Origin of the sequence: Nocardia sp. NPDC049220, from assembly GCF_040647855.1 — a bacterium.
Lineage (GTDB): Bacteria > Actinomycetota > Actinomycetes > Mycobacteriales > Mycobacteriaceae > Nocardia.
In genome coordinates this window covers 809,655-821,804 of the sequence record NZ_JBEZDA010000002.1, presented here as the reverse complement: position 1 = coordinate 821,804, position 12,150 = coordinate 809,655, and the positions used below count along the sequence as shown (strand labels likewise).

15 protein-coding genes are annotated in these 12,150 nt (G+C 65.6%); 7 read left to right on the top strand and 8 right to left on the bottom strand.

Translation table 11 applies throughout. The annotated features are described in order from the left end of the window. Positions 1–22: 22 nt before the first annotated feature. The 4 genes from AB0C34_RS10815 to AB0C34_RS10800 all read right to left on the bottom strand — a co-directional run bounded on the left by AB0C34_RS10815 (position 23) and on the right by AB0C34_RS10800 (position 2,684). A complete protein-coding gene (locus AB0C34_RS10815; protein ID WP_357069757.1) occupies positions 23–385 on the bottom strand; it encodes a hypothetical protein in 363 nt (120 codons plus the stop codon). 257 nt (positions 386–642) lie between these two features. Then, positions 643–1,581 carry a phosphatidylcholine/phosphatidylserine synthase gene (locus AB0C34_RS10810; RefSeq protein WP_357069755.1) on the bottom strand — a complete coding sequence of 313 codons (939 nt, stop codon included), beginning with the start codon at positions 1,579–1,581 and terminating at the stop codon, positions 643–645. Next, positions 1,581–2,309 carry a phosphatidylserine decarboxylase gene (locus tag AB0C34_RS10805; protein ID WP_357069753.1) on the bottom strand — a complete coding sequence of 243 codons (729 nt, stop codon included), beginning with the start codon at positions 2,307–2,309 and terminating at the stop codon, positions 1,581–1,583. The genes AB0C34_RS10810 and AB0C34_RS10805 overlap by 1 nt, the downstream gene beginning before the upstream one ends. 102 nt (positions 2,310–2,411) lie before the next feature. Next, positions 2,412–2,684 carry a GlsB/YeaQ/YmgE family stress response membrane protein gene (locus AB0C34_RS10800; protein ID WP_357069751.1) on the bottom strand — a complete coding sequence of 91 codons (273 nt, stop codon included), beginning with the start codon at positions 2,682–2,684 and terminating at the stop codon, positions 2,412–2,414. A gap of 225 nt (positions 2,685–2,909) precedes the next feature. On the opposite strand from AB0C34_RS10800, the gene AB0C34_RS10795 reads away from it, so the two are divergent. Next, positions 2,910–3,938 carry a beta-ketoacyl-ACP synthase III gene (locus tag AB0C34_RS10795; protein ID WP_357069749.1) on the top strand — a complete coding sequence of 343 codons (1,029 nt, stop codon included), beginning with the start codon at positions 2,910–2,912 and terminating at the stop codon, positions 3,936–3,938. Positions 3,939–4,035: 97 nt separating this feature from the next. Here the strand turns inward: AB0C34_RS10795 and AB0C34_RS10790 are convergent, their stop codons facing one another. Together AB0C34_RS10790 and AB0C34_RS10785 are read right to left on the bottom strand one after the other, a co-directional pair. Next, entirely contained in the window at positions 4,036–4,401 is a 366-nt protein-coding gene (locus AB0C34_RS10790) for a transposase (protein ID WP_357070135.1), read from the bottom strand. A 47-nt stretch (positions 4,402–4,448) separates the two neighbouring features. Next, positions 4,449–5,024, bottom strand: coding sequence for a hypothetical protein (locus AB0C34_RS10785; protein WP_357069747.1), 576 nt, complete (start codon positions 5,022–5,024; stop codon positions 4,449–4,451). A 164-nt stretch (positions 5,025–5,188) separates the two neighbouring features. Between AB0C34_RS10785 and AB0C34_RS10780 the strand changes: the two genes are divergently transcribed. Then, a complete protein-coding gene (locus AB0C34_RS10780) occupies positions 5,189–5,782 on the top strand; it encodes a TetR/AcrR family transcriptional regulator (protein ID WP_357069745.1) in 594 nt (197 codons plus the stop codon). A gap of 111 nt (positions 5,783–5,893) precedes the next feature. Here the strand turns inward: AB0C34_RS10780 and AB0C34_RS10775 are convergent, their stop codons facing one another. Then, positions 5,894–6,349, bottom strand: coding sequence for an SRPBCC family protein (locus AB0C34_RS10775; RefSeq protein ID WP_357069743.1), 456 nt, complete (start codon positions 6,347–6,349; stop codon positions 5,894–5,896). Positions 6,350–6,581: 232 nt separating this feature from the next. Between AB0C34_RS10775 and AB0C34_RS10770 the strand changes: the two genes are divergently transcribed. The 5 genes from AB0C34_RS10770 to AB0C34_RS10750 all read left to right on the top strand — a co-directional run bounded on the left by AB0C34_RS10770 (position 6,582) and on the right by AB0C34_RS10750 (position 10,863). Beyond that, positions 6,582–6,779: a hypothetical protein gene (locus AB0C34_RS10770; protein ID WP_357069741.1), complete on the top strand. Its 198-nt coding sequence runs from the start codon at positions 6,582–6,584 to the stop codon at positions 6,777–6,779. Positions 6,780–6,832: 53 nt separating this feature from the next. After that, positions 6,833–8,500 carry an FAD-dependent oxidoreductase gene (locus AB0C34_RS10765; RefSeq protein ID WP_357069739.1) on the top strand — a complete coding sequence of 556 codons (1,668 nt, stop codon included), beginning with the start codon at positions 6,833–6,835 and terminating at the stop codon, positions 8,498–8,500. Between the two features lie 14 nt (positions 8,501–8,514). Next, on the top strand, positions 8,515–10,008 hold the full coding sequence (locus AB0C34_RS10760; RefSeq protein ID WP_357069737.1) for an ATP-binding protein: 1,494 nt from the start codon (positions 8,515–8,517) through the stop codon (positions 10,006–10,008). Beyond that, positions 10,008–10,361 (top strand): UBP-type zinc finger domain-containing protein, encoded by a 354-nt coding sequence (locus AB0C34_RS10755; RefSeq protein ID WP_357069735.1) that lies wholly within the window; start codon positions 10,008–10,010, stop codon positions 10,359–10,361. Before AB0C34_RS10760 ends, AB0C34_RS10755 begins: the two co-directional genes overlap by 1 nt. A 76-nt stretch (positions 10,362–10,437) precedes the next feature. Continuing rightward, positions 10,438–10,863 carry a hypothetical protein gene (locus AB0C34_RS10750; protein ID WP_357069733.1) on the top strand — a complete coding sequence of 142 codons (426 nt, stop codon included), beginning with the start codon at positions 10,438–10,440 and terminating at the stop codon, positions 10,861–10,863. A 730-nt stretch (positions 10,864–11,593) separates the two neighbouring features. On the opposite strand, the gene AB0C34_RS10745 is transcribed toward AB0C34_RS10750, so the two are convergent. Continuing rightward, complete coding sequence (locus tag AB0C34_RS10745; RefSeq protein ID WP_357069731.1) at positions 11,594–12,079, bottom strand: hypothetical protein; 486 nt, start codon at positions 12,077–12,079, stop codon at positions 11,594–11,596. Between the last annotated feature and the right edge of the window lie 71 nt (positions 12,080–12,150).

Here is a 12,150-nt window from a genome sequence, read left to right as displayed (position 1 = left end):
ACGTCGGTGCTCGCGGGGCCGATCAGCCGTGGGCATTCCTGGCGTAGGCATCATCGAAGCGGTCCCAGCCGTCGCGGAGGCCGACTGTGCGCGTCTCGGCCATCCAGCTCGCTTCGACGGCCGCGTCGACAAACGCCCGAACCACGCTGGGCTTGTTCAGGTTCAGCCAACGGTCACCGATCGCGATGACACCGGCAGCGAACATCCAGCCGCCTGGGATACGGCGCTCACCGTCGGAGCGGAAGACAAGCGTCAGCCCGGCCACCGACCCGATTTGCCGCAGGCGCAGGACTTCCACACAGCCATCTACATGCTGGTGGTAGGTCTTCCACAGATACCGCTGGCCACCCACCGTCAGTACTCGGCGGCGGTAATCTTTCGGCACCGCGCGATGCTAATGCGGATGCATGGATCCGGCTATCGGTTTATTGAGCGGGGCGGTCGCCGTGACATCGACATCACGGTGGCGATGTATGCCATGACTTCGGGGTTCTCAGGTCGGGTTTCGTAGTCATGGGAGCTGGCGGCGGTGCGCACGACCGCCGGCAGCAACCCCATAGCGTCATGGCGAGCGGCGTAAATCCGTCGCTACACCCCGACTTTGGTACCGGTCACAACTGACGAGAGTTTTTCGTACGCCCCCTACGAGCGGCCCGCTCCCGGTGGAGGATTCCCACCTTCGCGCTCCTTGCCGCCCGGACGGCGCAACCGCAGCGGCGCCGTCGAACCGCGGATCACCGGACGCCGGATCGCCGGACGTGGAATCGCCGGCAGCCGTCGGCTCGCGCGGCGCTGGGCGCGCCGCTCCGCAGGCTTGTGTTGCCAGGTCTCGGGTCGAGCAGCCACCCACCGCTGGGAATACCAGGCGAACGGGATGTGTCCCAGATACAGCGCGACCAACACCAGCAGCAACACGATCGGATAGGTCACCAGCGCCGCCGCGGCAAGCGCGACCAGCACGAGCAGCCCGGCCGCCGCCTGCGGCGCCACTGACACCGACTTCATGGCGAGCGTCGGAATCGTGCTGACGCACAACGCCGCGGCGAACACCGTCCACGCCGCGACCTCGTAGAAGCCGACCCACCAACCATCGCCGAACTGCACGAGCAGCGCCACCGGCACCATCGCGATCAGCGCGCCCGCGGGTGCGGGCACGCCGACGAAGTAGTCCCGCGACCAGTCCGGCCGGGTGTCATCGTTCATCAGCGTGTTGAACCGGGCCAAGCGCAGTACGACGCTGACCGCGAACAGCAGCGCGACGATCCACCCCGAACTGTTGTTCGCGTCGTTCAGCAGCGTCACGTAGAGCACGAGCGCGGGAGCGACACCGAAGGAGATGGCATCCGACAGCGAATCCAGTTCGGCGCCCATCTTGGTGGTGGCGTGCAGCATCCTGGCGAGTCGGCCATCGAGGGTGTCCAGCACGGCCGCGGCGCCGATCATCGCCAAGGCGAGGGCGAGTTTGCCGTCGAGGCCGAACTTCACCGCCGACAATCCGGAACACAGCGCCAGGATCGTCACGATGCTCGGCAGCAGGCGGATAGTCCTGGTCCGCCGCCGAGTGGCTACCGCCGCTTCCATCACGACTCGGCGGTGCTGGCGAGCACGGCGAGCACGGTCTCGCCGCCGATGGTGCGTTGGCCGGGCTCGACGAGCAGTTCGGTGCCCGGCGGGAAATAGGTGTCGACCCGGGAACCGAAGCGGATCAGGCCGTAGGTGTCGCCGATCGTCAGCACGTCACCGACCTGGGCATCGCAGACGATCCGGCGCGCGAGCAAACCCGCGATCTGTACGACGACGAGTTGTCGACCGTCCGCCGTGTCCAACACCATGCTGTTTCGCTCGTTCACCGCACTGGCCTCGGGCAGGTCCGCCGAGCGGAATTGACCGGGCTCGTGCAGCACCGTGCGCACGACACCGGAGACCGGCGTGCGTTGCACGTGCACGTCCAGAACGGAGAGGAAGATGCTGACCCTGGGCAGCGGCTGATCGCCGAGGCCCAACTCCGCGGGCGGAGCTGCGGTGTCGACCAGGGCGATCTCACCGTCGGCGGGGGCGACCACGACGCCGGGCCGGTTCGGCGGCACCCGGTTCGGGTGCCGAAAGAATGTCGCACAGGCCGCCGCGGCCAGCAGTCCCGTCCGGCGCACCCACTTGCGCTTGCCGCCGACGACGGCCACCGCTAACGGCGCGGCGACGAATGGGAGCCCAGCGGGATGCAAAGGGGGAATCGCAGTGCGAACAAGGTCGGCAACGTGGCCGATCTTGGTGCGTTCGGGCGTGCCGGGCGGGGTGGGACGGCGGGCCACAGGCTCCTCTTTCGTGCTCGATGCAAACGGATTGCGCCCCTCGACGATCGGACTGGCGCAAGCGTTCACACCTTACGGGAAGGGAGCCTGTGGCACGTGGCCTCAGGACCTGACTCTACTCCCAGTGACCAGCTTGAACAGGAACAACAGAATCACCGCGCCCCCGAGACAAGTGAAGAAACTGAACCAGAGGCCGCCACCCTCGACGTCGACGCCGAGCACCTTCAGGAGGAACCCGCCTAGCAGGCCACCGACCACGCCGACGACGATGTTCAAGAGGATGCCTTGTTGGGCGTCCGTCTTCATGAACTTGCTGGCAATCCATCCGGCCAGACCACCGATGATGATCCACCCGATAATCCCGAGTCCGAGCATGGTGTCCTCGAATCACTAGTTGGAGTCCACGCCGCGACGTGCAACGACGTGCTCCATCGATATACCCGGCGATTGTGAGAATACGCACGCCACATGAGCGACTTTCGGGCTAATATGAGGAAGCCTCATGTCTAACCGCTCCGCGGGCAGTGGCTGATGAGGGAACCGATTTCGATGCTTCGGGGACACCCCGGCGGCGCCGCCGCAGGTACATAGGAGACGCACATGGCTGCTCGAATCGCCCAGACCACCGGGGCAGAGCACACGGCGATCCTCGGGCTCGGCGTATACCGCCCAGCTCGAGTGGTCACCAATGATGAGGTGGCAGGCCCGATCGGCTCGACCGACGAGTGGATCCAGACCAGGTCGGGAATCAAGACCAGACGGTTCGCCGACGAATCGGAGACGATTCAGAGCATGAGCGTCGCGGCTGCCCGCGACGCACTGGCCGCTGCGGGCCTCGAGGTCGACCAGGTCGATTGCGTGATCGTTGCTACCTCGACACATCTCCTGCTGACGCCAGCCGCGGCCCCGCGCATCGCCACCGAACTCGGGATGAACGGCGCCGCCGCGTTCGACATCTCAGCGGGCTGTGCAGGCTTCTGTCACTCGCTCGCACTGGCCTCCGACCTGATCCGGGCCGGTACCGCCGGGCATGTCCTGGTGATTGGGGTGGAGAAGCTGACCAACACGGTCAACCCGGCCGACCGCTCCACCGCGTTCCTCTTCGCCGACGGGGCGGGTGCCGTCATCGTCGGCCCCTCCGACGAGCAAGGCATCGGCCCCACGGTTTGGGGTTCGGACGGCACCCAGCACCACGCCATCCGGCAGGACAAGGACTGGATGGAGTACTTCGCCGAGCTCGAGGAGAAGGGTCTCGACGCGGTCCGCCCCTACCTGACCATGGAGGGCACGGCGGTATTCCGTTGGGCCGCGCACTCGTTGGAAAAGGTCTGCCGCGACGCGATCGACCGCGCCGGACTGTCCACCGACGACCTGAACGCGATGATTCCACATCAGGCGAACGGGCGGATCATCGAAATCATGGCCCGAGTGCTGAAACTGCCCAAGGACTGCGCGCTGGCCAATGACATCGAGGAGACGGGCAACACTTCGGCCGCCTCGATCCCACTCGCTATGGAGGCGCTGCTGCGTAAAGGCGAGTCGAAGCCAGGCGATCGGGCGTTACTCATCGCGTTCGGCGCGGGCCTGTCCTATGCGGCACAGGTTGTGAGCTTGCCGAATTGGCAGTAGCACTCGGTCGAGACTCCCGAATGCTCGGCACCTGCGTCGGCGAAGGCGAATGCCCGACGAGTCGTCCTCGATCGAGGCACCACGCCGGGCAGTAGCGCTAGGTACTATCTCTCAATGTTCTATCTCTCAATGATCTGAGCCCTTCGACAATCAGCGCCATCACCACCCCGGCGCGGTAGCAGTAGGCGAGTTTGTCGTCGGCAGCGTGCTGGTGGACCCGCACGATCGTGGAATCGACGCAGGCCACCCAGTCCAGATCACCGGCGGTATCGGCCAACGTCGGCAACGCGGTCCACACCCGATCCCAGGTCGCATCAGCGGCGTAGCGGCGATGCCGCTTCCACACTGTCCGCCACTTCCCGAACACCTCCAGCAGATCCCGCCACGGACCGGCGACCCTCAGTCGATACAACATCGCCTCCACCACCAGCCGGTTGTGACGACCAGACTCCCGGCCTGGCACCGACGACGGCAATATCAACGATGGAAACTACGCTCCCGTTCAGCATGTCACTGCGCCTTGACTACCCGGTGCAAACGAATCGCCGAGATCAGAAAGAATATGCCGCCCACCGTCGCATACCCGACGACCTGTCCGAGCGAGGCATTGGGCCCGCTGGCCTGCAGAATGAAGCTTCCGCCCGCCAAGACCGAGATCCCACCGCTGAGGATCATCGCCCACTGACCGCCGAGCCGGTAGCGCAAGATCGCGACCAACAGCTGCACGATACCCGCGGTGATGGCCCAAACGCCCCACACCCGCAGTACGTTGGAAATTCCGGAGGCGAATACGGTGCCCAGTCCGGCAGCGGCGGCCAGGCTCAACACCATGTTCACGTACAGCGCCCTTCTGGGACCGTCAGTGCCCGAGACGCGGTAATCGATCACCGCCGCCGCCACGTCGAACAATGGATAGATCACCAACAAGGCAACCACGCCGGCCGAGGGAAGCGCCGGAGCCGCCAGTGCGATGAAAACTGCCCAGACGGCGGCGAAACCGAAGCGGGCGTAGTACAGGTTGCGCAGCCCCATGGCACTGCTGAAGGGATCGGCAATAGTGCCGGCACCGGTGGCATCGATGGACATCGGATCTCTCTTTCGACGATTCAGATTGCTTGGCAACAGATAGCCCTAGGTGGATAGAACGATCGGTATCGCAAGAGCTTATCGTGGACCGAACGTTCTATCCACTCGGGCGGGCATGGACTCATGCAGAGGTACCGATCGTTCTATCCATTACACTCGAACAGATGGGGCACACCACTGGGGGCCAGGTATCCGAAGCGCGGTCAAGGCTGCTCGCGACGGCCACCTGGCTCTTCTACTCAGAAGGTCTGCACGCTGTAGGGATCGACCGGATCATCGCGGAAGCGAAGGTCACCCGCGCCACGCTGTACCGACATTTTCCCGGCAAGGATGACCTTGTCGTCGCATACCTGCAGGGCGTCCATGAGATGGATCGCGCAGGGGTCGAGAAAGCCGTCGCAGGCAACCCGTCGGCCCTTGATGCCCTGCGCGCCGTCGCCGAGTCGATCGTCGAGGGCATCCAGTCCGACCGCTTCCGCGGATGCGCCTTCCTCAACGCTGTAGCGGAGTACCCGGACCCCGAACACCCCGTGCATCAGGCCGTCCTCACTCATCGTGAATGGTTCCTCAGCCTTGTCACGGACTTGTTCGCGCAGGCCGGTGACACGCGGCCGGAGTTCGCGGGCCGACACTTCGTGTTGCTGCGAGATGGTGCGATGACCTCGGGGTGCCTGTCAGGCTCGGGTGAGATCTGCGATTCGTTCCTCCGGGGAGTAGACGGGATCCTGCAGTCCCACATCGACTCTGCGTCGAAATAGGTGCTACGGGCGGCAACGTAGACCGAAGGTCTGTGCGCGTCGCCAGGTGTAGTGAAAGGGGCCTTTCACTCGTCGCCCGCGAGGAAGGGGCACTCAGTGCCCGCCGAACACCTAGGCGTACGCCTCGACCGCGAGCTTGATGTTGTCGAGTGTCCGGGTCATGCCGCGCAGCAGCGCCTCCTCGAACGGCTGCTCGCCACCGAGCGCCGCGTCGATCGCCCGGCGCGAGACCCAGGTGGTGCCGTTGGGCATGTCTCGACGTTCGATCAGCCGGGTACCGGTCTCGGTGGGCTCCAGCAGGTAACTCCACACACTGCGGTTCTCGTTGATCCGGAAGGCGAAGGCCCGGCCGGGCTCGTAGCGAAGGATGCGCGCGGTGGTCGGCCAGTACTTCATGCCGTCGCGGTTGAGATTGATCGTCCAGGTGCCTGCCCTGATCGAGCCGAGTGCCACCATACGCACGCACTGCGGACTGAACTCCGGCATTCGTGTGAGGTCGGACACCACCGCCCACACCCGCTCCGGCGACGCGGCGATATCGACGGTGACTTCGAGATTCTTCGGCAACGCTGCCTCCGGGATTCATGCGACGGAGCGACCAGAAGCCATCCGAGCGCCTTCGACGAGTCCCGCCCATTTAATCAGGGAGACAGTTGCCGCTTAATTGGAAAGACAGTTGCGCCACATTTCTACGCGATAGGTACCGATCGGTGTAATGGTCGGCGCACAATGATAGATAGATGAAGCATCAGGCACTGCCTCCTCCAACTTTCAGCGTCCCAATGTGAGGTGATCGGCCGTGAAACTTCGCTCCTTGTTGCATCGTCGGCCCGCGGACCCGGTTCCGCTTCTTCCCGCTACCGAATCCGAAGACGGGCGAACGGCCCGCAGCACATCATCTTCGCCCCGCAACCCCCGTACGGTTGCCCAAGAAGAACGACTGGAGCGACTGCTCACCCCGACCGAACTCGATCTCGTCATCCATCATCGGCTCTGAGCCGTGAGCGAACGACCACGACAGACCCGCGGGTCGAGGCTCATACTCGTCAGGTGACTTCACCCGCTACTCCGAAACCGGCCATCCTGAGCGTCGACGACGATCCGGGGGTTTCCCGGGCGGTGGTGCGCGATCTGCGCCGCCGTTATGGGGCCGATTACCGGATTCTGCGTGCGGAATCAGGGCCCCAGGCGCTCGACGCGCTGCGCGAAATGAAATTGCGAGGTCAGCCGGTCGCGGTACTGATCGCCGACTATCGGATGCCGGGCATGGACGGCATCGAGTTCCTGGAGCAGGCAATGGACCTGCACCCATATGCCCGCCGCGTGCTGTTGACCGCCTACGCGGACACCAACGCCGCGATCAACGCGATCAACGTCGTCGACCTCGACCACTATCTACTCAAGCCGTGGGATCCGCCGGAGGAGAAACTGTACCCGGTGCTGGACGGCCTGCTCGACGCATGGCGTAGCAGCGAGCACCGGCCGGTGACCGAAACCAAGGTGATCGGCAACCGCTGGTCGCCGCGCTCATCGGAGGTGCGCGAGTTCCTCGCCCGAAACCAGCTGCCCTACCGCTGGTACCTGGCCGACGAGCCCGAGGGGGCGCGACTGTTGGAGGCGGCGGGGGCCGATCCGGAACGCTGTCCGGTGGTGATCACCGCGGCGGGCGAGGCGCTGGTACAGCCCACCGACAGCGAGCTGGCCGAAAACGTCGGCCTCACGGTCAATCCCGCGGGCGAGTTCTATGACCTGATCGTGGTCGGCGGCGGTCCCGCCGGGCTGGGCGCGGCGGTGTACGGCGCCTCCGAGGGCCTGCGCACCGTGCTGGTCGAGCGGACCGCGACCGGCGGGCAGGCCGGACAGAGTTCCCGCATCGAGAACTACCTCGGCTTCCCCGACGGCCTGTCCGGCGCACAGCTGGCCGACCGGGCGCGCAGGCAGGCCGCCAAATTCGGCGCCGAGGTGATCACCACCCGCGAAGTGGTCGGGCTGGAGGTGAACGGGTCCGCGCGCACGGTGCGGTTCGCCGATGGCGGCAGGCTGTGCGCCCACACCGTGATCATCGCGACCGGTGTCGACTACCGCCGCCACCCGGCATCCGGCGTCGACGACTTCACCGGACGCGGGGTGTACTACGGCTCAGCGATGACCGAGGCATCCGAGTGCGCCGACCACGACGTCTACATCGTGGGTGGCGCGAACTCCGCCGGTCAGGCCGCGGTGTTTCTCTCGCGCAACGCGCGTGCCGTGAATTTGGTGGTTCGGGCCGCCTCGCTGGAGCATTCCATGTCGCACTATCTGATCCAGCAGATCGAACAGATCCCGAATATCCACGTGCATACCGACACCGAGTTGATCGCCGCCGACGGCGGTGACCATCTACAGCAGATCGTGCTTCGTGACAACAGGACCGGGGCCGAGGAGAAGGCCGACGCGGAGCGGCTGTTCGTATTCATCGGCGCCGCGCCGCAGACCGACTGGCTCGACGGCGTGGTCACCCGTGACCGCGCTGGCTACGTGCTCGCGGGGCCGGACCTCCTCGTCGACGGCGCCCGTCCCGCGGGCTGGGAACTGCCGCGCCCGCCGCATCATCTCGAAACGAGCGTGCCAGGCGTGTTCGTGGCAGGCGACGTGCACGCCGATTCCGCCAAACGCGTTGCCTCCGCCGTTGGTGAGGGCGCGATGGCGGTCATGCTCGTGCACCGGTATCTCGCGTAATCAGGAGGCTGACAATGACTTCGAACCAGACCGCGGACCGCCGCAGCCGACTGGTGTGCGACCCGGCCGAGTTGCGCGCCCTGTTCCTGTTCGAGAAGCTGAACGACGAGCAGCTGGAATGGCTGTGCGCCGACGGTCGGGTCGAGACCATCGAGCCCGGACTTGTCTTCCGCGAAGGGGACCCGGCCACCTGCTTCTACGTGCTGATGGACGGGGAATTGGTACTCACCAAGCAGTCCGGCGGCGCCGAGGTCGAACTGGTGCGCACCGAACACCACGGTGCCTATTCGGGCGCCTGGATGTCGTATATCGGTGACAAGGTCGAGCAGATCTACGACAACTCGATGTCGGTGACGAGGCCGTCGCGGTTCTTCGTGATCGACGCGACCGTCTTCGCCACGATGATGCACGAGTGGTTTCCGATGGCGGTGCACCTGCTGGAAGGTCTGTTCTTCGGCAGCAGAAAGATCAACGCGCGGATCGGCGAGCGCGAGCGGCTGCTCGCGCTCGGTTCGCTCTCGGCGGGCCTCACCCACGAACTGAACAACCCGGCCGCGGCCGCGGTACGCGCCACCGCGGGTCTGCGCGAGCGGGTCGCGGGCATGCGGCACAAGCTGGCCATGATGGCCGAGGGCAAGTTCGCCCCGGAAACTCTCGGCCCCCTGGTGCGCCTGCAGGAGGAGGCGGCCGCCCAGGTCGCGAAGGCACCGGAACTCACGCCGATGGAGGCAGCCGACCGCGAGGACCTGCTCGGCGACTGGCTGGAGGAGCACGGCATCCCCGACGGCTGGGACCTCGCGCCGAACTTCGTGCAGGCCGGTTTCGACACGGACTGGCTCGAACGAGTGGCCGCCACCTTGGATGATGCACCGGAGCAGGTTTTCCAAGGCGCGATCCGATGGCTGAACTACACCATCGAGACCGAGTTGCTGATGAACGAGATCGGCGACTCGACGACGCGCATCTCCTCGCTGGTCGACGCCGCCAAGCAATACTCACAGATGGACCGGGCGCCGTTCCAGGTGGTCGACATCCACGAACTGCTGGACAGCACCTTGGTGATGCTCAGCGGCAAGCTCGGCGACGGGGTGCGGGTGGTCAAGGACTACGACCGGAGTCTGCCGCTGGTTCCCTGCTACGCGGCCGAGCTGAACCAGGTGTGGACCAACCTGATCGACAACGCCGTGTACGCGATGAACGGTGCGGGCATCTTGACCATAGGCACCCGGCACGAGAACGACTGTGCGGTGGTGGTGATCGGCGATACCGGGCCCGGCATCCCGCAGGACACGCGGGGACGGATCTTCGAACCGTTCTTCACCACCAAGCCGATGGGCGAGGGCACGGGACTCGGCCTGGACATCTCGTTCCGGATCGTGGTGAACAAGCACGGCGGCGACATCAGTGTGTCCTCCGAGCCGGGCGACACCAGGTTCACGGTCTGGTTGCCGCTGCACAAGCCCGAGGAGAATCAGGCCGAACCGGAATCGAATACGGGAGGGCAGTAATGACAGAGCAACTCGAGGGCATCGATCCCGGGACACCGCCGAGTGGTCCCGGTTGTCAGGAATGCGAAGCGAACCAGGGCTGGTGGTTTCACCTGCGCCGCTGCGCTCAGTGCGGGCACATCGGCTGCTGCGATAGCTCGCCTGAGCAGCACGCCACCAAACACGCGAAGGACACCGGGCATCCGTTCATCCAAAGCTTCGAGCCGGGCGAGGACTGGTTCTACAACTTCCAGACCGAGGAAATGTACGGCGGCGGACCGGCATTGACCCCGCCGCACAGCCACCCCGCCGACCAAGGCGTGCCCGGCCCGCATGCCCGCGTTCCCGAGGACTGGCAGGCACGCCTGCACTGAACCGAACTCTCACCCGGTACGCTGCACCGAACGCGCCGGAGGCTCCGGCACCACGATCCACCGGGGAAAGTACGGTATGAAGCGAACTTCCGTCATCGTCCTGGCCATCGGGACGGTGGGTTTCCTGTTGGCAGGTTGCAGCGGGCAGGACGAGCCCTCCAACGCGCACGGACAACACACGGGCTCGTCGAGCACCACCACCGCCGCCGCGCGCACGACGATCGCCACCACCGTGGCGTCGAGCGCCGAGCCGGAGACAACCACCACGACGAAGCAGAGCGACCCTTCGCTCGGGCCCGCGTCCAGCACCACCTGCGGCGAGTACAAGAAGCTCGACAGCGACGGTGAGAAGGCGCTGATCGAGCAGATCCTCGCGGAAAACCCGGGCAGTCCGTTCGAGGGCAGTCCGAACGTGGCCCTCGGCACGGCCAAGCTGGTCTGCCTGTCGCCGAGTGTGGCGGACACATCGGTCGCAGTGGCCGCCGGAATCGTCGAAAAGTAGCCGGGGCGGGCGATGACCCGCCCGCTCGATGGGCACGCACCACCCCGGTCGGTCCGCCGATGATGCGCGACTGAACGACTCGGTGCCGCAGCTGCGCTCATGTGATTCGGTTCCGCTGGACTTGTCGCGTGGGTTGCGACACCGTCGGACTTCCCCAAGCAGTTTTACGAAGCCGACCTGAGCGATCGCGGCGCTACCGCCGAACTGCTCGACGATATCGTCGCGGGAGGCGGGGTCGACACCACACGCGCAAGCGCCCGGATGACGGAACGGCTGCTGTATCTCGACCAGTCGTTGGCGACCGAAGAGCGGATAGATCACGCCCTGAAGATCGCGCGGCACACCGCTGGTGTGATTCCGCACGTGACCTCTCAGGTCTTTGGCACCAGCATCAGACCCGAATGACGAAAAAGTTGTTGGTCGATGTGTCCAGCCATCCGCGTCCGACGCTGATCGGCTGGGGCGATAGTGACCGCCTTCTGCTGATGAGGAGCTCGAGGACGCACACCGGGTAACCAAACGCCCGGGTCCATCTCATCGAGAGCATCGGCCACATGCCGCAACAGAGAGGTCGAGGACGAATTCGCCGAGTCGACCTTCGACTTCCGTCGTTCGACCGCAACTGCTCAACGGTCCGTGGCTCGGGATGTTGTTCCGCACAGTGGCCCTACCGGGCGGGTAGCGCGTAGTTCCACTACCCGCCGTCCGGCTCGGGGTGTTCACCTCGCGATCAGGGCAGCACCTGGGGCACCTCCGTCGGCACGATCGCACCGACGATGGCACCGATGACAGCCCCGCTGATCGCGCCGTAGACGGCGCCGAGCGCGCCGAGCGGAATCGCTCCGACAATGAACAGCGGCAGACCCGAGATAGCGCCGCTGACGCCGCCGAGAACCGCCCCGATTCCCGCACCGACAGCCGCACCGTTGGCGACCGGATCGGGGTTCTCCGCGTTCGGGTCGGTCGCGATATCCGCCGGTGCGCCCGCGGCGATCGACTCGGCTCGATCAGCGGTCGCGGCGATGGCCTGCGACGTCGTGGCCGCGCCCGACCGACTGTCGAGGGACGTCGCCGGTATCGGTCCGTCCTGGTGCGTGTCGGCACCGACGGACGCGTGCTGATCGGCGATCAGCGGCTGCGCCTGCACAGTTGCCGCCGCGATGCTGACGGCCGCGATCGGCAGCAGGACGGCAGCACTGAACTTTATAGATTTCATATCAGGTCCCCTCCAGCAATGGCCGTCCCCCTGTGGACCGGCCGCCCGCAGACTGTACAACGTCCGTTAGG

Excerpts from the sequence above, each read along its gene's own strand:
- AB0C34_RS10785 (WP_357069747.1), bottom strand. The coding sequence starts at position 5,024 with ATGTCCATCGATGCCACCGGTGCCGGCACTATTGCCGATCCCTTCAGC.
- AB0C34_RS10755 (WP_357069735.1), top strand. The coding sequence starts at position 10,008 with ATGACAGAGCAACTCGAGGGCATCGATCCCGGGACACCGCCGAGTGGT.
- AB0C34_RS10795 (WP_357069749.1), top strand. The coding sequence starts at position 2,910 with ATGGCTGCTCGAATCGCCCAGACCACCGGGGCAGAGCACACGGCGATC.
- AB0C34_RS10800 (WP_357069751.1), bottom strand. The coding sequence starts at position 2,684 with ATGCTCGGACTCGGGATTATCGGGTGGATCATCATCGGTGGTCTGGCC.
- AB0C34_RS10760 (WP_357069737.1), top strand. The coding sequence starts at position 8,515 with ATGACTTCGAACCAGACCGCGGACCGCCGCAGCCGACTGGTGTGCGAC.
- AB0C34_RS10810 (WP_357069755.1), bottom strand. The coding sequence starts at position 1,581 with ATGGAAGCGGCGGTAGCCACTCGGCGGCGGACCAGGACTATCCGCCTG.
- AB0C34_RS10745 (WP_357069731.1), bottom strand. The coding sequence starts at position 12,079 with ATGAAATCTATAAAGTTCAGTGCTGCCGTCCTGCTGCCGATCGCGGCC.
- AB0C34_RS10780 (WP_357069745.1), top strand. The coding sequence starts at position 5,189 with ATGGGGCACACCACTGGGGGCCAGGTATCCGAAGCGCGGTCAAGGCTG.
- AB0C34_RS10750 (WP_357069733.1), top strand. The coding sequence starts at position 10,438 with ATGAAGCGAACTTCCGTCATCGTCCTGGCCATCGGGACGGTGGGTTTC.